The sequence below is a fragment of the Streptomyces sp. CA-106110 genome (genome assembly GCF_050936285.1).
Classification (GTDB): Bacteria; Actinomycetota; Actinomycetes; order Streptomycetales; family Streptomycetaceae; genus Streptomyces.
In genome coordinates this window covers 8,414,024-8,437,317 of sequence record NZ_JBNJNB010000001.1, presented here as the reverse complement: position 1 = coordinate 8,437,317, position 23,294 = coordinate 8,414,024, and the positions used below count along the sequence as shown (strand labels likewise).

General features: G+C 71.0%; 24 protein-coding genes. 15 read left to right on the top strand and 9 right to left on the bottom strand.

Translation table 11 applies throughout. The annotated features are described in order from the left end of the window. Positions 1-24 precede the first annotated feature (24 nt). Positions 25-627 (top strand): hypothetical protein, encoded by a 603-nt coding sequence (locus ACQEXA_RS38950; protein ID WP_432926989.1) that lies wholly within the window; start codon positions 25-27, stop codon positions 625-627. A 53-nt stretch (positions 628-680) separates the two neighbouring features. Continuing rightward, the gene (locus tag ACQEXA_RS38945; RefSeq protein WP_432926991.1) at positions 681-2,057 is read left to right on the top strand and encodes an MFS transporter; all 1,377 of its coding nucleotides are present in this window, start codon (positions 681-683) and stop codon (positions 2,055-2,057) included. A 51-nt stretch (positions 2,058-2,108) separates the two neighbouring features. Here ACQEXA_RS38945 and ACQEXA_RS38940 read toward each other — a convergent pair whose 3' ends face one another. Continuing rightward, positions 2,109-2,339 carry a hypothetical protein gene (locus ACQEXA_RS38940; protein WP_432926993.1) on the bottom strand — a complete coding sequence of 77 codons (231 nt, stop codon included), beginning with the start codon at positions 2,337-2,339 and terminating at the stop codon, positions 2,109-2,111. Positions 2,340-2,400: 61 nt separating this feature from the next. Between ACQEXA_RS38940 and map the strand changes: the two genes are divergently transcribed. Continuing rightward, positions 2,401-3,258, top strand: coding sequence for a type I methionyl aminopeptidase (map, locus tag ACQEXA_RS38935; RefSeq protein ID WP_359393371.1), 858 nt, complete (start codon positions 2,401-2,403; stop codon positions 3,256-3,258). 128 nt (positions 3,259-3,386) lie between these two features. Beyond that, positions 3,387-4,055, top strand: coding sequence for a heme oxygenase (biliverdin-producing) (locus ACQEXA_RS38930; RefSeq protein ID WP_432926995.1), 669 nt, complete (start codon positions 3,387-3,389; stop codon positions 4,053-4,055). 4 nt (positions 4,056-4,059) lie between these two features. Here the strand turns inward: ACQEXA_RS38930 and ACQEXA_RS38925 are convergent, their stop codons facing one another. Continuing rightward, positions 4,060-4,704 (bottom strand): PhzF family phenazine biosynthesis protein, encoded by a 645-nt coding sequence (locus ACQEXA_RS38925; RefSeq protein ID WP_432926997.1) that lies wholly within the window; start codon positions 4,702-4,704, stop codon positions 4,060-4,062. Between the two features lie 127 nt (positions 4,705-4,831). Here ACQEXA_RS38925 and efeO point away from each other — a divergent pair, with 127 nt between their 5' ends. From efeO to ACQEXA_RS38905, 4 genes are all read left to right on the top strand, one after another. Continuing rightward, positions 4,832-5,968, top strand: a complete 1,137-nt coding sequence (gene efeO / locus ACQEXA_RS38920; protein ID WP_432926999.1) for an iron uptake system protein EfeO — start codon at positions 4,832-4,834, stop codon at positions 5,966-5,968. Positions 5,969-5,980: 12 nt separating this feature from the next. After that, positions 5,981-7,258 carry an iron uptake transporter deferrochelatase/peroxidase subunit gene (gene efeB, locus ACQEXA_RS38915; protein ID WP_433132369.1) on the top strand — a complete coding sequence of 426 codons (1,278 nt, stop codon included), beginning with the start codon at positions 5,981-5,983 and terminating at the stop codon, positions 7,256-7,258. A gap of 3 nt (positions 7,259-7,261) precedes the next feature. Continuing rightward, the gene (gene efeU, locus ACQEXA_RS38910) at positions 7,262-8,119 is read left to right on the top strand and encodes an iron uptake transporter permease EfeU (RefSeq protein ID WP_433132367.1); all 858 of its coding nucleotides are present in this window, start codon (positions 7,262-7,264) and stop codon (positions 8,117-8,119) included. 109 nt (positions 8,120-8,228) lie between these two features. Next, positions 8,229-9,230: a hypothetical protein gene (locus tag ACQEXA_RS38905; protein ID WP_432927005.1), complete on the top strand. Its 1,002-nt coding sequence runs from the start codon at positions 8,229-8,231 to the stop codon at positions 9,228-9,230. Between the two features lie 16 nt (positions 9,231-9,246). Here ACQEXA_RS38905 and ACQEXA_RS38900 read toward each other — a convergent pair whose 3' ends face one another. The 4 genes from ACQEXA_RS38900 to ACQEXA_RS38885 all read right to left on the bottom strand — a co-directional run bounded on the left by ACQEXA_RS38900 (position 9,247) and on the right by ACQEXA_RS38885 (position 13,738). Beyond that, positions 9,247-9,978: a bifunctional DNA primase/polymerase gene (locus ACQEXA_RS38900; RefSeq protein WP_359393355.1), complete on the bottom strand. Its 732-nt coding sequence runs from the start codon at positions 9,976-9,978 to the stop codon at positions 9,247-9,249. A gap of 218 nt (positions 9,979-10,196) precedes the next feature. Continuing rightward, a complete protein-coding gene (locus ACQEXA_RS38895; protein ID WP_432927007.1) occupies positions 10,197-11,192 on the bottom strand; it encodes a small ribosomal subunit Rsm22 family protein in 996 nt (331 codons plus the stop codon). A gap of 12 nt (positions 11,193-11,204) precedes the next feature. Beyond that, positions 11,205-12,386 carry a serine hydrolase domain-containing protein gene (locus ACQEXA_RS38890; protein ID WP_432927009.1) on the bottom strand — a complete coding sequence of 394 codons (1,182 nt, stop codon included), beginning with the start codon at positions 12,384-12,386 and terminating at the stop codon, positions 11,205-11,207. Continuing rightward, positions 12,332-13,738 carry a multidrug effflux MFS transporter gene (locus tag ACQEXA_RS38885; RefSeq protein WP_433132365.1) on the bottom strand — a complete coding sequence of 469 codons (1,407 nt, stop codon included), beginning with the start codon at positions 13,736-13,738 and terminating at the stop codon, positions 12,332-12,334. Before ACQEXA_RS38885 ends, ACQEXA_RS38890 begins: the two co-directional genes overlap by 55 nt. Positions 13,739-13,819: 81 nt before the next feature. Here ACQEXA_RS38885 and ACQEXA_RS38880 point away from each other — a divergent pair, with 81 nt between their 5' ends. Both ACQEXA_RS38880 and ACQEXA_RS38875 read left to right on the top strand, forming a co-directional pair. Next, a complete protein-coding gene (locus tag ACQEXA_RS38880; RefSeq protein WP_432927013.1) occupies positions 13,820-14,851 on the top strand; it encodes a Gfo/Idh/MocA family protein in 1,032 nt (343 codons plus the stop codon). 95 nt (positions 14,852-14,946) lie between these two features. Next, entirely contained in the window at positions 14,947-15,717 is a 771-nt protein-coding gene (locus ACQEXA_RS38875) for an SDR family oxidoreductase (protein WP_433132363.1), read from the top strand. 235 nt (positions 15,718-15,952) lie between these two features. On the opposite strand, the gene ACQEXA_RS38870 is transcribed toward ACQEXA_RS38875, so the two are convergent. Next, complete coding sequence (locus ACQEXA_RS38870; RefSeq protein WP_432927017.1) at positions 15,953-17,170, bottom strand: D-alanyl-D-alanine carboxypeptidase family protein; 1,218 nt, start codon at positions 17,168-17,170, stop codon at positions 15,953-15,955. A 387-nt stretch (positions 17,171-17,557) separates the two neighbouring features. On the opposite strand from ACQEXA_RS38870, the gene ACQEXA_RS38865 reads away from it, so the two are divergent. Both ACQEXA_RS38865 and ACQEXA_RS38860 read left to right on the top strand, forming a co-directional pair. Next, on the top strand, positions 17,558-19,024 hold the full coding sequence (locus ACQEXA_RS38865; RefSeq protein WP_433132361.1) for an ABC transporter permease: 1,467 nt from the start codon (positions 17,558-17,560) through the stop codon (positions 19,022-19,024). A 75-nt stretch (positions 19,025-19,099) separates the two neighbouring features. After that, positions 19,100-19,876 carry an ABC transporter ATP-binding protein gene (locus ACQEXA_RS38860; protein ID WP_432927021.1) on the top strand — a complete coding sequence of 259 codons (777 nt, stop codon included), beginning with the start codon at positions 19,100-19,102 and terminating at the stop codon, positions 19,874-19,876. Between the two features lie 31 nt (positions 19,877-19,907). On the opposite strand, the gene ACQEXA_RS38855 is transcribed toward ACQEXA_RS38860, so the two are convergent. Both ACQEXA_RS38855 and ACQEXA_RS38850 read right to left on the bottom strand, forming a co-directional pair. Next, complete coding sequence (locus tag ACQEXA_RS38855; RefSeq protein WP_432927023.1) at positions 19,908-20,903, bottom strand: aldo/keto reductase; 996 nt, start codon at positions 20,901-20,903, stop codon at positions 19,908-19,910. Positions 20,904-20,960: 57 nt separating this feature from the next. Further along, the gene (locus ACQEXA_RS38850) at positions 20,961-21,287 is read right to left on the bottom strand and encodes a nuclear transport factor 2 family protein (RefSeq protein WP_432927025.1); all 327 of its coding nucleotides are present in this window, start codon (positions 21,285-21,287) and stop codon (positions 20,961-20,963) included. Between the two features lie 164 nt (positions 21,288-21,451). On the opposite strand from ACQEXA_RS38850, the gene ACQEXA_RS38845 reads away from it, so the two are divergent. The 3 genes from ACQEXA_RS38845 to ACQEXA_RS38835 all read left to right on the top strand — a co-directional run bounded on the left by ACQEXA_RS38845 (position 21,452) and on the right by ACQEXA_RS38835 (position 23,286). Beyond that, positions 21,452-21,994, top strand: a complete 543-nt coding sequence (locus ACQEXA_RS38845; RefSeq protein ID WP_432927027.1) for a DoxX family protein — start codon at positions 21,452-21,454, stop codon at positions 21,992-21,994. 23 nt (positions 21,995-22,017) lie between these two features. Continuing rightward, positions 22,018-22,344, top strand: coding sequence for a MazG-like family protein (locus ACQEXA_RS38840; RefSeq protein WP_432927029.1), 327 nt, complete (start codon positions 22,018-22,020; stop codon positions 22,342-22,344). 402 nt (positions 22,345-22,746) lie between these two features. Next, the gene (locus ACQEXA_RS38835) at positions 22,747-23,286 is read left to right on the top strand and encodes a 2'-5' RNA ligase family protein (RefSeq protein ID WP_432927031.1); all 540 of its coding nucleotides are present in this window, start codon (positions 22,747-22,749) and stop codon (positions 23,284-23,286) included. The last annotated feature ends 8 nt before the right edge of the window (positions 23,287-23,294 follow it).

Genomic DNA, 23,294 nt, shown 5'->3' with positions numbered 1-23,294 from the left:
CCGGTTGCGGCAGGATGTTGCCGCATGGACGCCGTACGGGTCGCGTTGTTGCGGGAAGTGCTCGCCGGGACCGAGTGGCTGGGGGCCACACGGCGGTTCGCGGGGACGCTGCGGGGGTCCGTAGTGTCGTACGGCGGCGGGCTGCTGCTCGTGGGCACCCAGGAGTACGAGCCGTGGCACCTGGCGGCGCATCTGGTCGACGAGGCAGCCTGGTCGGGGACGCCGGAACTGGCGCCGACGCTGGTGCGGCACGGGGCACGGGCCTCGGATCCGGCGCATCTGGCGGTGGGGCTCGGACGGTTGTCGGCGGCACGTCGGGGCGAGACGCTGCTGGTGGTGTCGCCCGCCGATCCGGGGTCCGGGCTTCTCGAACGGGTCCATGACGCGCGGCGGGCGGGGGCGACGGTGCTGGCGCTGGACGCCGGGGACCGGGACCTGGCCGCCATGGCGCATGAGTCGCTGACGGTCCCGCAGGCCACGGATCTGGATCTGGACACCATCCAGCACCTGGTGAGCGCGGCCGCCGGGGAGAACGCGCTGCCGGCCCCCCGTGGGCGGCGGCGCCTGCGGGACCGGCTGGCACGCCTGGCCGACCATCTGACGTCACCTCCTCCGCCGCGGTGGTGAACGCCGGGAAAACCAGTTGCCAGGGGTTCCGGACCGGCTGAGCATGGCCCGTCGTGACCGACGACGCCCCCGCCCGCCCCGTAGCAGCACCGGGAGCGGCTCCCGACCCCGCGGACGCGCCCGCATCCGAGGCCGCGGGCCCCTCCGCCGCTCACGGCAAGGGACTGCGCGCCCTGCTCCCCGACCTCGCGCCCTGGCACGCCTCGGCGGACTTCCGCAGGCTCTGGCTGGCCGGGCTGATCAGCAACTTCGGCACTTTCCTCAGCTTCGTCGCGGTGCCGGTCCAGCTGAAGGAGCTGACCGGCTCGGCGGCGGCAGTGGGTGCGATCGGGGCCGTCGAACTCGTACCGCTGATCGTCTTCGGTCTGTACGGCGGCGCGCTCGCCGACGCGTACGACAAGCGGAAGCTGATCCTCGCCACCGAGGCCGGGCAGGGTCTGCTGTCCGCCGTGCTCCTGCTGAACGCGCTGCTGCCGGAGCCGGCCGTCTGGCCCCTGTACGTCGTCGCGGCTCTGTCCTCGGCCTTCGGCGCCCTTCAGCGTCCCGCCCTCGACTCCCTCGTGCCGCGCATCGTCGCGCACGACGACCTTCCCGCCGCCGCGTCGCTCAACTCGCTGCGCTGGACGGTGGGCGGCGTGGCGGGCCCGGCGCTGGCGGGTGTGGTGGTCGCGTACGCCGGGCTGGGCGCCGCGTACGGCGCAGACCTGGTGACCTTCGTGGTGTCGGTGCTGCTGGGCCTGGGGCTCGCGGCGTCGCCTGCCTCCCACGAGGCGGCCAAGCCGTCGCTGCGGTCGATCGCGGAGGGCGCGCGCTACGCCTGGAACCGCAAGGAACTCCTCGGCACCTACGTCGTCGACATCGCCGCGATGCTGTTCGCGATGCCGCTGGCGGTGCTGCCCTTCCTCGCCGACGAACTGCGCGCCGAGTGGTCGCTGGGCCTGATGTACGCGGCGTTCCCGGCTGGGGCGCTGCTGGTGTCACTGACCGGCGGCTGGACGTCACGGATCCACCGGCACGGGCGGATGGTGGTCCTGGCGGCGGCGGGCTGGGGGCTGGCCGTCGCGGCGGCGGGTGTCGTGGGGAACGTCTGGCTGGTGCTGCTCTTCCTGACCCTGGGCGGCGGCTTGGACATGGTCAGCGGGATCTTCCGGGCGGCGATGTGGAACCAGACGATCCCCGACGAGCTGCGCGGCCGCCTGGCCGGCATCGAGTTGCTGTCGTACTCCGTCGGCCCGCAGCTGGGCCAGGTCCGCTCGGGCGGCATGGCGGCCTGGCGGGGAGTCCGTACGTCGGTCTGGTCGGGCGGAGTGCTGTGCACGGGTGCGGTGGCCCTGCTCGCCCTGTACCTGCCTGGTCTGATGCGCTACGACGCGCGGACGAACGAGCACGCGGTACGGCTGAGGGCACAGCGGGTGGGGACGGCGGGCTGAGGGCCGGACGGGCGGGACGGCACCCGGCCGGCCCCACCCGCCCCGGGCCGCTCAGTCGTCCTCACGCTCTCCTGCCGGCGCGTCGTGCCACCGGGGATCCGTCTCCCACTCCTCGTTCCGCTCGCGCGCGATCTCCATCGCGTGCTGCGCCTCCTCGGGCGAGGCGTACGGCCCGAGGCGGTCCTTCGCGGGGCACTCGGGCCCCTCCTCGACCTTCTGGTGCTGCAGGCAGTAGAACCACTCTCCCGGCTTCCCGACCGTCCGCTTCTTGAACAGCGCCATCGCAGGAGCTCCTTTCACCAGGGCCCATGTTCCCCCAGGCGCGCTGGATAGACTCGCTGGCATGTCTGGCCAGTCGCTGCTCGTCCCAGGAGAGCTGTCTCCCACCCGTTCCGTACCCGGAAACATCCGGCGCCCCCAGTACGTCGGCAAACCCGCACCGGCCGCGTACACCGGCCCCGAGGTGCAGACGCCCGAGACCGTCGAGGCGATGCGCGTCGCCGGGCGGATCGCGGCGCGGGCCATGGCGGAGGCCGCGAAGCTCATCGCGCCGGGGGTCACCACGGACGAACTGGACCGGGTCGCGCACGAGTACATGTGCGACCACGGCGCCTACCCGTCGACGCTGGGCTACCGCGGCTTCCCCAAGTCGCTGTGCACCTCGGTCAACGAGGTGATCTGCCACGGCATCCCGGACTCCACGGTCCTGCGGGACGGCGACATCATCAACCTGGACGTGACGGCGTACATCGGCGGCGTGCACGGCGACAACAACGCCACGTACCTCGTCGGGGACGTGGACGAGGAGTCCCGGCTGCTGGTGGAGCGCACCCGCGAGTCCCTCAACCGCGCGATCAAGGCCGTCAGGCCGGGCCGCCAGGTCAATGTCATCGGGCGGGTCATCGAGTCGTACGCCAAGCGCTTCGGGTACGGCGTGGTGCGGGACTTCACCGGGCACGGGATCAATTCCTCGTTCCACTCCGGGCTGATCATCCCGCACTACGACAGCCCCCACGCGACCACCGTGATGCAGCCGGGGATGACCTTCACCATCGAGCCCATGCTCACGCTCGGCACACACGAGTACGACATGTGGGACGACGGCTGGACGGTGGTGACGAAGGACCGCAAGCGCACCGCGCAGTTCGAGCACACCCTGGTCGTCACGGAAACGGGTGCGGAGATCCTGACCCTGCCGTAACGCGCCCGCCACAGCCCATGAGCCCGCTCTGTCCCCAGAGCGGGCTCTTTCATGTGGGCCGCCGCGCGATCCCGGGTAGGCTCTTGCCGACAGAGTGTCGGGAAAGCCGGGAAGACCGTGGAGGCCTCATGAACGCGCCGGACCCGTCCCGTACGGCGTTCTCGACGCTCATCCGCAGTGCGTCGCTCGATGTGCATCAGGAGGCGAACACCTCGACGTTCATCACGGACCTGCTCGGCGGCGGGCTCGGCGTCGACGCGTACGCGCGGTACACCGAGCAGCTGTGGTTCGTGTACGAGGCCCTGGAGGCCGGAGCCGAACGGCTGGCCGGCGACCCGGTGGCCGGCCCCTTCGTCCGGCCGGAGCTGTTCCGGCTGCCCGCGCTGGGGCGGGACCTGGCCCATCTGCGCGGCCCCGACTGGCGGGCGCACCTGGAGCCGCTGCCCGAGACACGGAAGTACGCGGCCCGGGTGCGGGAGTGCGCCGAGCAGTGGCCCGGCGGGTACGTGGCCCACCACTACACCCGTTATCTCGGGGACCTCGCCGGCGGTCAGATCATCCGCGACACAGCGGAGAAGACCTGGGGGTTCACCCGGAAGGGCGATGGGGTGCGGTTCTATGTGTTCGACGGGATCCCCAACCCGGCGGCGTTTAAGAAGGAGTACCGGACGCTTCTGGACGGGATCGGGGCGGACGAGCTGGAGAGGCAGCGGATCGTCGCCGAGTGCAGACGTGCATACCGGCTCAACACGGCGGTCTTCCAGGCCCTGGGTGAGGAGTTCCCGCTGAGCGCCTGACCTGTCAGCGCTCCAGGAACACCCGGCCGCCCACCTCCACCCAGCCCTGCGGCTGCGGAGCCGTCAGGATCTGGGAGCCCGCACCCTGGCGTATGTTGAGCGCGCGGCCGAGACGGTCCGTGAGCAGCAGGGCGGCCGCGCCGGTCGCCTCGTCCTCGTCGATGCCGTCGTCCCGGCCGGGGAAGGCCCGGGCGCGTACGCGGCCCGCCGCCTCGTCCTCCCACGCCCAGGCATAGATCCAGTCGCCCGGCGGTGGCACCGCCAGACCGTCCACCTCGGCGGCCTTCGCGTACTGCCGCAGCGTGCGGGGCGGCGCCCACTCCGGGCGGGCCTCGATCCAGCTGAACTCGCCGTCCAGCCGGGCCCCCACGACTCCGGCCGGAGTGACGAGTTCCGGTACGTCCAGCAGCCAGGCCGTGCCCACGCAGGGATGCCCGGCGAACGGCAGGCGCAGGGTGGGCGTGTAGATGTCGATGACACCGCGCTCGGGGTCGTCGACGAACACCGTCTCGCTGAAGCCGAGCTTGCGGGCGAACTCCTGGCGCCGGTCCCGCTCGGGGACCGCCGCACCCTCACGGACGACGCCGAGCTCGTTGCCGTAGCCGCCGCTCGGGCCGCAGAAGACACGCAGCACGTCGTAGTCGGTCACGCGGGCATTCAAACATCCCGTTCCTGTGATCTTCCTATGGGAGCCGAATCACGGACCCGGTGGTTCCAGGTGAGGTAAGCCTCAGGTAAGTTAGGCCAGCCTCACCACACTGCCTCTTGGAGCAAGCATGCGAGCCGTCCGACTGTCCGTCGCCACTGCCGCCACCGCGGCGGCTCTCAGCGTCGTCACCGGGTGCACCCAGAAGAGCGCGGCCCAGGACTCCGATCACCTGATCCAGGTCACGGCGACCGACTCCAAGTGCGAGGTCTCGAAGAAGGAGTTCCCGGCCGGGCACGTCGAGTTGGCGGTCGAGAACAAGGGCGCCAAGGTGACCGAGGTCTACCTGCTCTTCCCGGACGACCGGATCGTCGCCGAGCGCGAGAACATCGGCCCCGGCACCAAGCAGACCGTCACCGCGGAGGTGAAGGCCGGCGACTACCGGGTCGCGTGCAAGCCGGGCATGAAGGGCAAGGGAATACGCCAGGACCTCACGGCCACCGGCGGCGCCACCGCCAAGCGGAACCCGAAGCTCGACGCGGCGGTCGCCGCCTACCGCGCGTACGCGCAGGACCAGGCCGACGAGACGCTGCCCCGGGTCGAGACCTTCGCCAAGGCGATCAAGGACGGCGACGTGGAGGCCGCGAAGAAGGCCTACGCGCCCTCCCGCATCGGCTGGGAGCGCACCGAGCCGGTCGCCGAGTCCTTCGGTGACATCGACCCGAAGGTCGACACCCGCGCCGACGGCCTGGAGCAGGGCCAGAAGTGGACCGGCTGGCACCGGCTGGAGAAGGCCCTGTGGCAGGACAAGAAGATCGGCGCCGAGGAGAAGACCCTCGCCGACCAGCTCGTCACCGACCTGAAGGACTGGCAGACCCGGGTCGGCAAGGCCGAGATCACCCCGACCTCCATGGCCAACGGCGCCAAGGAGCTGCTCGACGAGGTCGCCACCGGCAAGGTCACCGGCGAGGAGGACCGGTACTCGCACACCGACCTGGTCGACTTCAAGGCCAACGTCGAGGGCGCGCAGAAGGCGTACGAGCTGCTGAAGCCGGCCGCGCAGCAGAACGACGCGGCGCTGACCCAGGAGCTGGACAAGCAGTTCGGGGCACTGGACACGCTGCTCGACAAGTACCGGTCGGACAAGGCGTCGTACGACTTCGTCTCGTACGACAAGGTCGGCAAGGACGACCGCAAGGAGCTCTCGGACGCGGTGAACGCCCTCGCCGAGCCGCTGTCCAAGCTCGCCGCCGCCGTCGTGAAGTAGGGGGCCGGGACCATGACGGATGCGACCACGGACACCACCACTTCGCAAGCGGCCCCCGCGGCGCCCTCGCGGCGCGCGCTGATCGGCTGGGGCGGCGCGGGGCTCGCGCTCGGTGCCGCCGCGGCCGGCGGTGCGGTGGCCATGACCCGTACGGGCGATGACGTACAGCCCGTCGGTGCCTCGACGGGTGCGGCGATCTCGTTCCACGGCGCACACCAGGCGGGCATCTCGACACCGGTGCAGGACCGGCTGCACTTCGCCACCTTCGACGTGAAGACCGACGACCGCGCCGAGTTCGTCCAGCTGCTCAAGGACTGGACGGCGGCCGCGCGGCGGCTGACCGCGGGCCAGACGGTCGGTGAGGGCGCCTACGGCGGCCTCGCCGAGGCCCCGCCGGACGACACCGGTGAGGCTCTGGGCCTCAAGCCGACGCGGCTGACGCTGACGATCGGCTTCGGACCGTCGCTGTTCGACAAGTTCGGGCTCAAGGGCAAGCGGCCCGAGGCGCTGGTCGACCTTCCCCAGTTCCCCGGCGACAACCTCGACACGTCGCGCACCGGCGGCGATCTGTGCATCCAGGCCTGCGCGGACGACCCGCAGGTCGCCGTGCACGCGATCCGCAACCTGGCCCGCATCGGCTTCGGCAAGGTCGCCATCCGCTGGTCCCAGCTCGGCTTCGGCAAGACGTCGTCGACCACTCCGGACGCCCAGACCCCGCGCAATCTCATGGGGTTCAAGGACGGCACCCGCAACATCGCGGGCACGGAGACGGACCGGCTGAAGAAGTTCGTGTGGGTCGGCGAGGGCGACGGTCCGGGCTGGATGGCCGGCGGCTCGTATCTCGTCGCCCGGCGCATCCGCATGAACATCGAGACCTGGGACCGCACTTCGCTGCAGGAGCAGGAAGACGTCTTCGGCCGCGACAAGGGCGAGGGCGCCCCGGTCGGCAAGGCGAAGGAGCACGACGCGCCGTTCCTGAAGGCGATGAAGCCGGACGCGCATGTCCGGCTCGCCCACCCCGACACCAACAACGGGATCACGATCCTGCGGCGGGGCTACTCCTTCACCGACGGCACGGACGGACTCGGCCGTCTGGACGCGGGGTTGTTCTTCCTCGCCTACCAGCGCGACGTGCGCAACGGGTTCATCCCTCTGCAGCGCAAGCTGTCGGCGTCCGACGCGCTCAACGAGTACATCCAGCATGTGGGTTCGGCGGTCTTCGCGATCCCGCCCGGCGTCCGTGACAAGGACGACTGGTGGGGCCGGACGCTGCTGACCGAGGAGGCGTAGTCAGTGTTCTCCAACTATCTGATCGGCCTGCGCGAGGGTCTGGAAGCCAGTCTCGTCGTCTGCATCCTGATCGCCTATCTGGTCAAGACGGGCCGCAGGGACGCCCTGAGGCCGATCTGGATCGGCATCGGCATCGCGATCGCCATCGCGCTGGGCTTCGGCTGCATTCTCGAATTCGGCTCCCAGGAACTGACGTTCCAGGCGCAGGAGGCGCTCGGCGGTTCCCTGTCGATCCTCGCCGTCGGCCTGGTGACCTGGATGGTCTTCTGGATGCGGCGCACGGCCCGGCATCTGAAGTCCGAGCTGCACGGCAAGCTGGACGCGGCCCTGGCGATGGGCACGGGCGCGCTGGTCGCCACCGCGTTCCTGGCCGTCGGCCGAGAGGGCCTGGAGACCGCGCTGTTCGTGTGGGCGTCGGTGCACGCGGCCAGCGACGGCACCCCGCGCCCGCTGATCGGCGTCGCCCTGGGCCTGGCCACGGCGGTCCTCCTGGGCTGGCTGTTCTACCGCGGTGCCCTGAGGATCAACCTCGCCAAGTTCTTCACCTGGACCGGCGGCATGCTGGTCGTCGTCGCCGCGGGCGTGCTCGCCTACGGCTTCCACGACCTGCAGGAGGCCGACTGGGTCCCGGGCCTGTCGAACCTGGCCTTCGACATCAGCGGCACCATCCCGCCGGACAGCTGGTACGGCACGCTCCTGAAGGGCGTCTTCAACTTCCAGCCCGACCCGACGGTCGTCCAGGTCACGGTGTGGCTGCTGTACCTGGTCCCGACCCTCGTGCTCTTCTTCGTCCCGGCCGGCTTCACCTCGAGGAAGGCGAAGCAGCAGGCCGCCTCGACCCCGGTGGGGGAAAAGGCCTGACGATACGTCAGTGGTATAGCGGGGCGAGCGCAAGTGGGCAACCCGGCGCCCGTCCCGCTTCCCGTCCCGGTAGGGTTCGCCTCCGGGAAGGGGAAGGTGAAGGTCACTGATGAGCAGGGATCGCGGGGATCGCAGCCCTCGAACGCGTCGTAGTCTCAACCGGATCGCCCTGGCGACGGTGACGGCGGCGGCCGTCGCCGTGACGGCGAGTGGCTGCGTCGTGGTCCACGGCGAACGCGAGGTCGTCCCGACGGTCAGACGCGCCGAAGCCGCCCGCGCCCTCGGGGACTTCCTCACCGCCTACAACAAGGCGGACAAGGCGTTCGACCGCACCCTGGACGCGGACCGGGTCACCGGCGCGCTGGCCGACATCGACGGCGGCAAGCTGGCGGCCGGCCACAAGAACAACCCCGGCGGCAACCCCGGTCACACGCCGCTGAAGCTGACCGACGCCAGGTTCACCATTCCCGAGAAGGCGGGCTGGCCGCGCTGGTTCGTCGCCGACGCCCACGCCAACAAGGGCAGCGCCGACGCCCATTGGCTCCTCGTCTTCACCCGTTCCGACCCGGACAAGGTGTGGGCGGTGTCCTATCTGACGATCCTCGCCGACGGTGACGTACCGGCGTTCAAGAAGGACAAGGACGGCTGGGCCGAACCCGTCACGGCCGGCGACGCGGCGCTCGCCGTGGAGCCGCGCCGGCTGGGCACGCAGTACGCGACGTACCTGAAGTCCGGCGGGAACACGTTCGCGCCCGGCGCGCACACCTCGGGTTGGCGCGCCACCCGGTTGAAGAACGCGAGCAGGCCCGGTCTCGCCCGGCAGTACATCGACGAGCCGCTCACGAACGGCGACTACGCCCCGGTGGGGCTGCGCACCACGGACGGCGGCGCGCTGGTGTTCTTCGCCACGCACCACTACGAGAAGCAGACCGCCGCGCCGGGCGTGGACATCAACGTCACCGACTCGAACATCAAGGCCCTGCTGACCGGGGAGGTCAAGCAGTCCCTGACGCTGGAGTTCGTCTCCAACCAGGCGGTGCTGGACCCGTCGAAGGGACCGGTGAAGTTCCTGAGCCGGGTGGAGGGACTGACGGGGGCGAAGGGCGAGTAGGCGGAGCCCCGGGGGGTCAGCCCCGGTGAGGCCAGCTCGCGAGCTCGGACTCTTCCCCCACGTACCGCGCGCACGCGTCGGTCAGCGCCTCGAGCAGGCTCAGCGGATCCGGCAGTGCGTGCTCGGGCCCCCGTACCCACTCGACGCTGAGGTCACCGGGCAGCTGGGCCGGCGGCACGAGCACGTACGAGCCCCGGCAGTGCCAGCGCAGTCCCGGGTGCTCGTCCATGGTCTCCGGGTGGCAGTCCAGCTCGCAGGGCCACCACTCGTCCTCGTCCTCGGGCGTACCACGCGTCAGCGTGAAGAAGAGCATGCGCCCATCACCGGTGGTGGCGACCGGTCCCACCTCGACGCCGGAGCCGAGCAGCCGCTGAAGGGCCTGCTCACCGGCCTCGCGGGGGACGTCCAGCACGTCGTGCACCATGCCGGTCGCGGTGATGAAGTTCGCCTGCGGCTGGTGCCGGGCCCAGCGCTCGATCTGTGCCCGGTCGGTGGTGGACTGCGTCTGCCAGGCGAAGGAGACCGGGTGGCGGGCGGGCGTGGGGCAGCCGATGCGGTCGCAGGAGCACCGGTAGCCGGCGGGGTGGGCGGCGGGCGCGAGCGGCAGCCCGGCGGCGGCAGCAGCCAGCAGCATCGCCTCACGGCCGCCGTCGCCGGCGTCCTCCTTGAGACGGGCGGGACGTCGTCCACGCAGCCACTGGGAGATCCTGCCCTGCCCGCTCGTGCGGCGGCCGAACTCTGCGCTCATCTATCCCCTCGCCTCACTGTGGTGCGGACTGCATGCCTCATGGTCCCACCATCCTGCGCCCCGGGTGACCTGAGCCCACATCCGGGGTGGGCGGGGCGATGCCAGCCGCGCACCTCGATCAGAGGTAATTGCAGGATTTCACATGACATGTCCGGTGGAGAACTGCGCACAGGAGCGCCGGACCGTGCGCTTCAGCACGTCCGTGGGTGTCACATGCATCACTCGTCCGTGTGAGGCGGCGGCCAGGCATCGCCCCAGTCCGTGTCCCGGGCCGCCCGGTAGAGCGGACCGTGCCGTTTGGTCACCGTCTCCCGGTGCAGGGACTCGTCCGGGCCGCACAGGTCGAGGAGCACCTGCCCCTTGCGGATCTGCGGCTTGCGCACGACCCGGGAGGCGGCGGGCGTCACCGGGAATCGGGCCGCGGCGACATAGCTGAACTTCTCGTCCTCGTACGCCAGCGAGCCGCCCTTGACCTGCCGGTGCAGTGAGGAACGGCTCACCCGGGCCGAGAAATGGCACCAGTCCTCGCCGGGGACGATGGGGCAGGCCGCGCTGTGCGGGCAGGGCGCGGCGACATGGAAACCGGCGCGGATCAGCCGGTCGCGGGCCTCGATCACCCGGGCGTAGCCGTCCGGGGTACCGGGCTCCACGATCACGACGGCCTGCGCGGCGGCGGCCGCGGCATCGACGACACTGGCGCGGTCGGCCTCGGTCAGCTCCCCGAGGACGTACGACACCGTGACGAGATCGGTGCTCTCTATGCTGAGCGCTGCTCCGATACGAGAGCGGTGCCACTCCACGGCCTCCAGCGCCGGATTGGCGGCGGCGATCTCCCGGCCCAGCGCGAGCGCGGGCTCGGCCCAGTCGAGCACGGTGACCGGCCGCTGTCCGTCCCAGGTGGCGCTCACCGCCCAGGTCGCCGCGCCCGTCCCGCCTCCGACGTCCACATGGCTCGCGGGCGCCCACTCGGGCTCGGCGTCCGCGAACGCCTCCAGCGCCGCCCGCACCGCCTCGAACGTCGCGGGCATCCGGTACGCGGCATAGGCGACGACGTCCGACCGGTCCCGCAGCACGGGCGCGTGGGTCGGGGTCCGCCCCCGGTAGTTGGCGATCAGCCGGTCCACGGCCTGCGCGGCCTGCCTGGGCGGCAGCCCGTCCAGCAGCCCGGCGAGGGCGGCGCGGAGGGTGTCGGCTGGGGAGACGGGGGCGTTCACCCGCCGATTCTCTCAGCCCCCGCGCACCGCCCGTGCCAGCCGGTCGGCCGCCGCCACCCGCACCCGGTTGTCCGGGGCCCGGCGACAGGGATGGACGGTGTTCGCCAGCAGGACGAGGAACGTGTCCGTCGCCCGGTCCAGGACCAGCGACGTACCGGTGAAGCCGGTGTGCCCCGCCGCGCCACGGCCCGCCAGCGCCCCCATGAACCACGGCTGGTCGACCGCGAAGCCGAGTCCCGGCGGGGCGAGCATCAGCTCGACGAAGTCGGGGCCCAGGATGCGCGCGGTGCCGTACGAGCCGCCCGCGAGCAGGGTGCGGCAGAAGACGGCCAGGTCGCGCCCCGTCGAGAAGAGGCCCGCGTGACCGGCCACCCCGCCGAGCGCCCAGGCGTTCTCGTCGTGCACCGCACCCCGCAGCATCCCGCGGTCCGCCTTGGCCCACGGCCGCCGCTGGTCCTCCGTCGCCGCCGCGTCCGGGCACGGGCCGAAGCCCGTCGCCGTCATGCCGAGGGGCCCGGTGATCCCCTCGCGTATGACCACGTCCAACGGGCGCCCGGTGACGCGCTCCAGGGCGTACTGCAGAAGCAGCAGGTTCAGGTCCGAGTAGCAGTAGGTACCGGGCGCGTCCACCGGTGCCTCCGCCCGCAGCAGTTCGAGCCGTGCGGTGTGCGACGGGCAGTCGTACAGCGGGAGTTCCGGCCGCAGCCCGGAGGTGTGGGTCAGCAACTGCCGCACGGTGATGTTGTGTTCGGCGGCCGCGCGGAAGTCCGGCAGGTACGTCGCCACCCGCGCGTCGATACCCAGCCTGCCGCGCTCCAGCTGCTGGACCGCGGCGACCGCGGTGAACAGCTTGGTGAGCGAGGCGAGGTCGAAGGGGGTGGCCGCGGTCATCGGCACCCGGGCCTCGGGCGGCAGTTCGACACCGCGGTCCGCCTCCGCGTCGTAGGAGGCGTACCGGACCGCCCAGCCCGCCGCCTCCTCGACGGCGACCACCGGGCCGCGCCCGGCGACCACGACGGCACCCGCCGCCCAGGGGTTCTCCCGGTCGACGGCATCGCGGACCTCACGGACCAGGAGGCTCAGTTCCTCCGGGTCGAGCCCGGCCCTGACCGGGGTGTCGATGCGCAGTCTCGGCGTGCTCAGTTGTCCTCCCGCAGGCTCTCGGCGCCGGGGCGCCCGCTCCAGGGACGGCACAGTGCCACGAAGCAGGCCACGGCGACCAGAGTCGCGCCCAGTTGGACGACGGCCATCGGGACGGCGGTGTGCTCACCGGCGATCCCGACGAGCGGCGAGGCGACGGCCCCGATGAGGAAGGAGGTGGTCCCGAGGAGCGCGGAGGCGGCACCGGCGTTGTGCCGGGTCCGCATCAGGGCCAGCGCCTGGGTGTTGGGCATCGCGAGGCCCATCGCCGACATGAGGACGAAGAGGGCCGCGGCGACCGGTGCGAGGCCCACCTCGCCGAGGACGCCGGCCGACATCAGCAGCAGCGCGGTCGCGGCGAGTGTGATGACCGCGAGGCCGGTCGCGAGCACCTTGTCCAGGCCGACCCGGCCGACGAGCAGCTTCCCGTTGACCTGACCGGTGACCACCAGGCCGACCGAGTTGAGGCCGAACAGCAGGCTGAACGTCTGCGGGGAGGCACCGTAGATGTCCTGGATCACGTACGGGGAGGCGCTGATGTACGCGAACAGGGCCGCGAAGGCGAAGCCACCCGTGAGCGTGTAGCCGGTGAACACGCGGTCGGCCAGCAGGGCCCGCATGGAACGCAGGGCCGCGGGGACTCCCCCGCCGTGCCTCTCGTCGAGCGGGAGTGTCTCGGGCAGTCTCAGGGCCACGAGCGCGGTGAGCGCGATACCGACGACCGTGAGGACGACGAACACGCCCCGCCAGTCGGTGACGCGCAGGATCTGGCCTCCGATGAGCGGCGCGACGATCGGTGCGACCCCGGAGATCAGCATGAGGGTGGAGAAGAACCGGGCCATGGCCACGCCGTCGTACAGATCGCGGACGACGGCACGGGCGATCACGATCCCGGCCGCGCCCGCGAGCCCCTGCACCAGCCGGAAGACGGCCAGCGACTCCACCGACGGCGCGAGCGCGCACAACACGGTGGCGACGACGTAGACGACGAGGCCCACGAGCAGCGGACGCCGGCGCCCCCACTTGTCGCTCATCGGGCCGACCAGCAGCTGGCCGAGCGCCATGCCCGCGAGGCAGCCGGTCAGGGTGAGCTGCACGGTCGCGGCGGGCGCGTGCAGGGACGAGGTGACCTCCGGCAGGGACGGGAGGTACATGTCCATGGCCAGCGGGGGCGTGGCGGTGAGGCCGCCGAGGATGAAGGTGACGAGGAGACCGGTACGGCGGGCGGCGGTGCGCCCGGCGAGGGGTACGCCGGGGCGAGCCGGGACGGTGTCCTGCGGCTCGGGCGCCGCGGTCCGCGTCCCGGTCGTGCGGGCGTCCTCGATGCGACCTTCCGGATCCGTAGGGCCCGGTATGTGGCCCTCCGGTTCCGTGCGGTCGCGTGCGCTGCCCCCGCGCTCCGGCATGTGCCCCTCCCTCTGCGTTCTGTCCGCCACTTATGCTCTCAGCTCGTACGAGGTGACCGGGCGGTGTACCGAGGGGCGGACATGGTGGGGACGGCGGACGGACGAGTGCGGTGGGGGATCCTGGCGACCGGCGGGATCGCCGCGGCGTTCGCGGCGGATCTGGTCGACCTGCCGGACGCGGAGATCGTGGCCGTGGCCTCGCGCAGCGAGGAGTCGGCGAAGGGCTTCGCGGAACGCTTCGGGATACCCCGGGCCTACGGGGAGTGGAGCGCCCTCGCCGAGGACGAGGACGTCGACGTGGTGTACGTCGCCACCCCGCACTCGGCGCACCGGGCCGCGGCCGGGCTGTGCCTCGAGGCCGGGCGGAACGTGCTGTGCGAGAAGGCGTTCACGCTGAACATGCGCGAGGCGCAGGAGCTGGTCGCGCTGGCGAAGGAGCATGACGCCTTCCTGATGGAGGCCATGTGGATGTACTGCCATCCGCTGGTGAGGCGGCTGAAGGCGCTGGTCGACGACGGGGCCATCGGCGAAGTGCGCAGTATCCAGGCCGACTTCGGGCTGGCCGGCCCCTTTCCGCCCTCGCACCGGCTGCGGGACCCGGCGCTGGGCGGCGGGGCGCTGCTGGACCTGGGCGTGTATCCCGTGTCGTTCGCGCACCTGCTGCTCGGGGAGCCGTCGGACATCGTCGCGAGGGCGGTGCTCTCGGACGAGGGCGTCGATCTCCAGACCGGAGCACTGCTTTCCTGGGAGAGCGGCGCTCTCGCCTCGGTGCACTGCTCCATTCATGGCGGCACCCCCGTCGCCGCCTCGGTGACCGGCTCCCAGGGCCGTATCGACATCCCGCACGGCTTCTTCTTCCCCGACCGCTTCGCGCTCCACCGCGACGGCCGCGATCCGGAGGAGGTCCTCGCCGACCCCGCCGACGGCCCGCGCACCAGCCTCAAGCACGAGGCTGCCGAGGTGATGCGCGCGCTGCGGGCCGGTGAGACCGAGTCGCCGCTCGTCCCGCTGGAGGGCAGCCTCGCGGTCATGCGCACGCTGGACGCGATCCGGGACCGGATCGGCGTCCGCTACCCGGGCGAGGAGGCCGCACAGCAGCTGACTCCGGCGTGATACCCGGCTCCGGCTCCAGCGGCCCGGCAGGGGCGACAACCGTATGACGGACAACGGATTCCGCATGACGGATCCTCCTCGTACGCTGCGGCCCCATGGATGCCATGGAATCTGCCAAGCGGCCGAGGATCGCGGTGGTGACCGGCGCGGGCTCGGGGATCGGCCGCGCGGTCGCGGTGGAACTGCTGCGCGCGGGCTGGTCGGTGGCGCTCGCGGGACGGCGCGCGGGGACCCTGGAGGAGACGGCGGCGCTCGTGCCCGGGGGCGCCTGTCTCGCCGTACGCACCGACGTCTCGCAACCCGCTGATGTGACAGCCCTGTTCGAGGCCGTGCGCGACCGGTTCGGACGGCTGGACCTGCTCTTCAACAATGCGGGCACGTTCGGCCCGGGCGGGGTGCCGGTCGAGGATCTGTCGTACGAGGCCTGGCGGCACGTCGTCGACACCAATCTGAACGGCGCGTTCCTGTGCGCGCAGGCGGCGTACCGGCAGATGAAGGAGCAGGATCCTCAGGGCGGCCGGATCATCAACAACGGCTCGATCTCGGCACACACGCCCCGTCCGCATTCGGCGGCGTACACCGCCACCAAGCACGCGCTGACCGGACTGGCCAAGTCGCTGTCCCTGGACGGACGCCCCTACCGCATCGCGGTCGGACAGATCGACATCGGCAATGCGGCCACCGCCATGACCGAGCGCATGCAGCACGGAGTCCCGCAGGCGAACGGGGAACTCGCCGTCGAACCCGTGATGGATGTGGCCGATGTGGCGCGCACCGTACGGCACATGGCCGAGCTGCCACTGGAAGCGAACATGCAGTTCGCGACGGTGCTGGCGACGGCGATGCCGTACGTGGGCCGCGGCTGAGCGGGCCCGCTGCTGTTCCGTGATTCAACCTATACAAACGGAGTTGGATCCTCCGCAGCGTCTCGGCACGTGGCGGGCTTATGCTCAAGGCTCCTCCACCAGAGCTTCACACTTGGAGCACTCTGGTTCCGTGGACCACACCGAGGGGGGCGGCAGCCGTCCCGGATCCGGCAGGGGGTGGACCTCGCGTGGGACCGCGAGGTACGCGCCGGATCACGGGACGGCTGCCAACGACTCAGCGCCGGTGCCGGCCCGCCTCCGCCGTCTCCCGCCGCCGGCGCCCCCGCAGCGCATAGGCCCCGCCGGCCAGCAGTGCCATCGCTCCCCCGGCTTCGCCGAGCAGTCTCCATGACGAGCCGCCGCGCGCGGCGGCGGCCTCCGCACCCGACGCCCCCTGCGCCGTACCCGTCGGGGAGGGCGTCGCCGGCGCCCCGCCCTCGCTCAGCGGATCGACCAGCGAGCCCACGGCACGGGCGGTACCGGCGTGTGCGAAGCCCCAGTCGAGCAGGGCGGCGGTCTCCTCGTAGACACCGTTGCCGCCGGGCTCCGGATGCATGACGGTCACGAGCAGGGTGCGGCCGGCGCGGGTGGCCGCACCGGTGAAGGTGTTGCCCGCGTCACTGGTGTAGCCGTTCTTGACGCCGATGAGTCCCTTGTAGGTGCCAAGGCCCCACGCGCCGGTCAGCAGGCGGTCGGTGTTCTGGATCTGGAACGACTTCCTGCCGCCCGCCGGGAAGTCGGCGGTCCTGGTCGAGCAGTAGCCGCGGAATGCGGCGTCCTTCAGGCCGTGCCGGGCGAACAGCGTGAGGTCGTACGCGGAGGAGAGCTGGCCCTCGTGGTCGAACCCGTCAGGACTGATCACATGGGTGTCGAGGGCCTGCAGATCGCGCGCCTTGGCCTGCATCTCGGCGACGGTCTTCGCGACCCCGCCGTTCATATGGCTGAGCACGTGGACCGCGTCGTTGCCGGAGCGGAGGAAGACCCCGAGCCACAACTGCTCGACGGTATAGGTGATTCCGGGCTTGACGCCGACCATGCTGGAGCCGGCCGGGACGTCCGCGAGATCGGCGTCGGTCACCTTGTACCTGCGGTCGCGCTCGAACTTCGGCAGCACGGTGTCCGCGAACAGCATCTTCAGCGTGGAGGCCGGCGCGAGCTGCTGGTGCGCGTTGTACGCGGCGAGCACCGCGCCACTGTGGTGATCAGCGACGAGCCAGGAGCGTGCGGTGAGTTTCTTCGGCAGGCCTGCCGCCCCGAGCACCTGAACACCGGAGCGGACCAGGCGTCCACCGCCGATGACCAACGAGGCGCTCGCCTCCTCGATCCGGTCCGGGAGCACGGACGACGCGGACGCGAGTCCGGCAAGGTTCAGCGGCGCCGCGGCGGCGAGCCCGAGAACGGCGCGACGGGACATCCGTGCGGCACGCGGGGCGGGCGAAGAGGAATCACGCATTCGGGGACCGTACAAAGAGAGTCCGACGCGGCACACTGCGGGGTGACAAAAGGGGGCAAAGGCCCGGTCATCAGGGGGTCAGCACGGGAGTGAGGATAACGGCGGGTGGCGCGCGCATTACGCGGACCCGCCCTTGTGCGCCCCTCCACCGTCCCACCGGGAGAAGCACACCGGGCGGGCCCGCCTCTCTTCACCGAGGGGTCACTCAACAGGGGTTTCCTGGCAATACACCCTGTGCAGCCAAGGAATGGGCTGTCTGATGGAAAACTGATCCCGGACCCGCACATTCTCAGCCCTCGCACATCCCTTGCTCAGGGCCACGCAAAGGTTTCTCCCTAGCGTGTGGCCGCGCCCACGGCGGGCGCCGAGAACCTTTCGAGGAATGGGATGTTTGGCATCTATCTCAGGCGCGAACTGGGCCGCCGCAAGAAGGCCGCTCTGGTCATCGCGATGGGTCTGGCGCTCGGTATCGCTCTGGTCATCACCGTCAACTCGGTGTCGGCCGGTATGCAGCAGGCTCAGGACAAGGTCCTCACCTCGCTGTACGGACTGGGCACCGACATGACGGTCACCAAGGCCCAGTCGGCACCCTCCGCGAGCAGTGGGCAGAAACCCAATTTCCGGTTCGACGCCAAGTCGGACAGCGGCACCAAGCAGAGTTCCGACCGGGTGATGACGCAGGGCGGTCAGGCCCTGAGCTCCTCACTCGTGGAGAAGGTCGCCGCACAGCAGGGCGTGGCGAACGCGGTCGGCGCGCTGAGCCTGAACGTCGTCAAGGTCGACGGCTCCTTCACCCAGGGCAAGGCGAAGTCGTCCACGTCCGGCGGTGCGCAGGGCGGTCCCGGCGGCGGCACCGGCGGGCAGCCCCAGGTCCAGGGCGGCGGCGCCTCCTTCGACGTGAACAACTACTCCGTGGCCGGCGTCGACGTGACCGACCAGGGTCTCGGACCGCTCGCCGCGATGAAGATCACCTCGGGCAGGACGTTCACGGCCTCGCAGACCGACGCGAAGGTCGCCGTGGTCGGCACGTCCTACGCCAAGGAGAAGAGCTACAAGGTCGGCTCGACCTTCAAGATCTCCGGCACCACGTACACCGTGATCGGCATCGCGACACCCGACAGCAGCCAGTCCACCACCGACGTCTATCTGCCGCTGAAGCAGGCGCAGACGCTCGGCTACGCCAAGAGCAAGGTCACCACGATCTACGTCAAGGCGACCGACTCCCAGCAGATCGCGGCGGTCAAGAAGACGATCCAGAAGAACATCTCGGGCACGACGGTCACCACCTCCTCCGACCTCGCCTCCACCGTCTCCGGTTCGCTGTCCACCGCCTCCGACCTGGCGACCAGCGTCGGCAAATGGCTGTCGATCGCGGTTCTGGCCGCCGCCTTCCTGGTGGCCGCGCTGCTGACCTCGTCCGCGATCTCCCGCCGGGTCCGCGAGTTCGGCACCCTGAAGGCGCTCGGCTGGCCGAGCCGCAACGTCACCCGCCAGGTCGTCGGCGAGTCCGTCGTGAACGGTCTGCTCGGCGGCGCCCTCGGCATCGCCCTGGGTCTCGCGGCCGTGTACACGGTGACTGCGATCAGTCCGAAGCTGACCGCCCAGCTCGGCTCCTCCGGCGGCGGCACGGGCGGCCCCGGCGGTGGTCCGGGCGGCCCCGGCGGTGGTCCGGGCGGCCCCGGCCGTCAGGCGGCCACGAACACCCTCGAGATCGCGCTGTCCGCGCCGGTCTCGGTGACGACCATCGTGCTCGCGGTCGCCCTGGCCGTCACCGGTGGGCTGATCGCCGGCGCCATGGGCGGCTGGCGCGCTTCCCGGATGCGCCCGGCGGACGCCCTGCGCAGCGTCCAGTAACCCTCCCCGAACCGGGGCGCCGTGTCCGTTCCCCCCGGGTCACGGCGCCCCATCCCCATCTGTCACGGAGAACCCATGTACAAGCTCACCGGCGTCACCAAGCGCTACACACGGGGCAAGGAGACGGTGGAGGCGCTGTGCGGCGTCGACCTCACCATCGAGGACGGTGACCAGCTCGTCATCCAGGGCCCCACCGGCGGCGGCAAGTCGACCCTGCTCCAGATGATCGGCGGCCTGGACCGCCCCACCACAGGCGGTGTCGAGCTGGACGGAGTGGACCTCGCCACGATCAGCGAGGCCAGGCTCACCCGGCTGCGCGCCGAGAAGATCGGCATCATCTTCCAGGCGTTCAACCTCATCCCGACCCTGACCGCTCAGGAGAACGTCGAGACCGCGCTCGTCCCGCTCGGCGTGAAACCCGCCGCCAGACGGGAGCGGGCGGCCGAGGCGCTGCGCTCGGCCGGCCTCGGCGAACGCCTCGGCCATGTCCCCTCGGAGATGTCCGGCGGCCAGCAGCAGCGTGTCGCCATCGCCCGCGCCCTGGTCAAGCGGCCCAAGGTGCTGCTCGCCGACGAGCCCACCGGCAACCTCGACGAGGGCACCCGCGACGACATCATGGCGCTGCTCGAGGGGCTGTGGCACGAGTACGGGCTGACCTTCGTCATGGTCACCCACGACTCCTCGATCGCCCGCCGCGCCCCGCGCCTGGCCACCATCGACGCCGGCCGGCTCACGCTGACCGAGCAGGGTGCCGCGCGGATCGCCCCGCAGTACGCACAGCAGGGCGCGCCGCAGTACGGACAGCAGTACGGGCAGCCGTACGACCACCCGGGCCACGGCCAGGGCTACTGAACCGCATCCCCGGCGGTCTCCCAAGGGCCGCTCACCGCCCAAGTACCCGGTCGACCTCGGCCAGTTGCCCGGCGGAGAGCGGCCCTTTCGCGATCGCGCCCGCGTTCTCCTCGGCCTGGGCGACCGAACGGAAGCCCGGGATGGGGACGGTGCGCGGGCTGCGGGCCCAGATCCAGGCGAGGGCGCCCTGGGCGAGCGTACGGCCGTCGCTGCTGAGGACGTCCCGCAGGGCCTCCACCCGGCGCAGCCACTCGGCGTCCGCGCCCTTGCCCTCGGAGAAGCCCGGCAGCCAGGCGGGCGGTGCGTTGCGGATGTCGCCGGGGGCGAGGGAGCGTCCGGGGGTGTGCTTGCCGGTGAGCAGTCCCATGGCGAGAGGGCTGCGATTGATGCTCGCGAGACCGGACTCCTCGCACAGCGCCAGGAGTTCGGGTGCGTCCTGAAGGATGTTGAGACGATGCTGCACGGCAGCGCAGTGCGGGCCTTCGGCGAAGACCGCGGCCCGCGCGGGGTCGTCGGTGCTCCAGGCGTACGCACGCACAAGCCCCTCGCGGACGAACTCCTCGCAGATGTCACGGAGTTCGGCGGCCCGTGCCGGGTCGGCGTCGGACAGGTGCAGTTGGTAGAGGTCGACGTGGTCTGTGCCGAGCCGGCGCAGGGAGGCGGTCAGCGCGCGCCGGGCGTATGCCGGGGAGTCGTCGCTGCCGATGAGCAGCCGGCGCTCCTCGTCGATGACGTTGCCCCACTTGGTGGCGAGGACCACGTCGTCGCGCCGCTTGCCGAGGGCACGCGCGAGGACGCGCTCACTGTGGCCGGTGCCGTAGGCGTCGGCCGTGTCGAAGAAGGTGACGCCGAGGTCGAGGGCCCGCCGTACCGCCCGTACGGACTCCTCGTCGTCGACCTTGCCCCAGCCGAGGGGCTGCCCGTCCGGAGTGCTCCACTCGCCGCCGATGGCCCAGCACCCGAACCCGAGTGCGCTGACCTGGATACCGCTGCGGCCCAGCGTCCTGGTGTGCTCGATGGTCTCCATGCCCGGTGAGGCTAGGAGTTGGAGCGCACTTCAAGGGCAAGAGCCCTGCGGCCGCGATCAGGCCTGCCCGGTCTCGAAGCGGGAGATCCTGCCGTCGTCGTCCACGTCGAAGGTCCACCGGGTGCGCATCTCGCCCCAGGTGTCGTTGCTGTAGCGGGCGAGGAGGGAGCGACCGCCGTTGGACTCGCTGTCGACGTCCATATGACCGTGGGTGGAGAAGATCTCCCGGTCGATCCAGTCGGCGAGGTCCCGCTCCGAGCCGTCGTCGGCCATGGTGGCGTCCGGTGAGAGCAGTGCCATGAACCCGTCGCGGTCATGGGAGTTGACGGCGGAGACGAAGGCCCGGACCGCGGGGTCGGTGAGTCTGGCTGTCTGAATCGTCATGGCTGCCAGGGTCACACCGGTGCCGGACGCCCGCCACCGGAGCCCCGTCCTCGCCGCCCGGGCCTACCACCCGAACGGCACCTTGGACAGGCCGGGCGGTGGCGGCGGTGGGACGGTGGGGCTGCGGAGGAAACCCTTTCCTGTTGCCTGCCCCGGGAGTGATCGTGGCCTGTTCCGACCGACGCGATGTGGGACTTCTCCTGCTCAGGCTGGGCGTCGGCGGGATGCTCGCGGCACACGGCTCACAGAAGCTGCTCGGCTGGTTCGGCGGCGGCGGGATCGAGGGCACCGGCCAGTTCATGGAGTCCGTGGGATACCGGCCGGGCAAGGTGTGCGCGGTGGCCTCGGGGCTCGCGGAGGCGGGCGGCGGCACGCTGATGGCGCTGGGCCTCGCGACCCCGGCAGCGGGTGCCGCGGCGGCAGGCGGAATGGCGGGGGCGATGGCGGTGCACGCACCGAACGGGTTCTTCAACCAGATCGGCGGCTACGAGTACCCACTGTCCGTCGGACTGACGGCGGCCAGCCTGGCGGTCGCGGGCCCCGGCCGGTTCTCTTTGGACGAACTGCTCGGCAACGCCCTCAATCGAGACTGGATGGTCCCGGCGGCGTTCGCGGTGACGGCGGCGGTCACGGCGATGGTGGTGTGTGCGCGGAGTAAGCGGCTGCGGCAGGCGCAGGGCGAGCAGGAGGCGCTGTTCGAGGAATAGCCGCCGCGTGGCAGGCTGCGTGCATGAGCGAGCACCACACCTCCGCGGACCTGTGGAAGTCGATCGATCGGCTGCACGCATGGCTGGACGCGAACCGGACGCACGACGGCGCGGAGGGACTGCTGCTGCGCATTCTGAAACTGTCGGAGGAGGTCGGCGAGGTCGCCCAGGCGGTCATCGGGGCGACGGGCCAGAACCCGCGCAAGGGCACCACACACGACTGGGACGACGTCCAGGCAGAACTCTGCGACGTGGTGATCACGGCCCTGGTGGCCCTGCGCACCCTGACCCCGGACGCCCGCGAGGTCTTCACGGCCCACCTGGAACGGGTGACGCGCCGCTCGCTGTGAGCCGGACCGAGGCCCCCGGGACGGTGGTCCCGGGGGCCTTCGACGGCACCGAATTCGCTGTCGCGGAAAGGGTGTTGCAAACCGTCACGACGGCGCGCAATAGGAGCCGCCACTGCACCGCGGCAGGCCGAGCTTTCGTTCACCCCCCGTCGTTCCGCGACGAGCCCGGGACATCGGACCTGAGGTGCCGCGCAAGTCGATTGCCCGGAGGGGGCGAGTTCACAAGCCTGCCCGATCCGCGGGCCAGCGTAAGGGGCCATGATCACTCGCGCCAAGGCAGCTCCAGCCCAAAGCCGTTCCGCCGACCTCGCACGCAAATCTGCCCCGTGCCACGGATCGTTCATGATCACGGATGCATATTGAGTGCTGCCGACGACCTCTGAGGTGGCAGCATGCCGTGTTATGGCAGACGACAGCACGAGTAGGTTTCGGGCAGGCCAGACGGGACTCATCGTCAGGGTCCGGGACGCCGAGCCGGCGGTCCGCGCATGGCGTGAACGGTTCGATCCGTCGGCCCGAGCAGGGGTTCCAGCACATGTCACTGTGCTCTTCCCGTTCCTCGACGAGTGCCGGATAGATGCGCGTGTCTGCTCGACTCTCGCTGACTTGCTCGGCAAGCACCATGCCTTTGACATGCGGTGGGAGAGCTGTGGACGGTTCCCTGGGGTGCTGTATCTCGCTCCTGAACCAGACACGCAGTTGCGGCGGCTCACCGAGGAGATTGCTGACCGGTGGCCCGAGGCCCCTCCTTATGGCGGCAAGTTCACCGAGGTCGTGCCCCACTTGACCATCGCTGACGGTCAGGACGATGGTGTCCTGGATGAGATTGAAGCCGACCTTCTCGGCAAACTGCCCATCACGTCCCGGGCGTCGTCAGTTGACCTCATGGTGCATGACGGCGCGAAGTGGCAAGAGCGGGCATCGTTCGCACTCCATGGCTGAATCGGCCG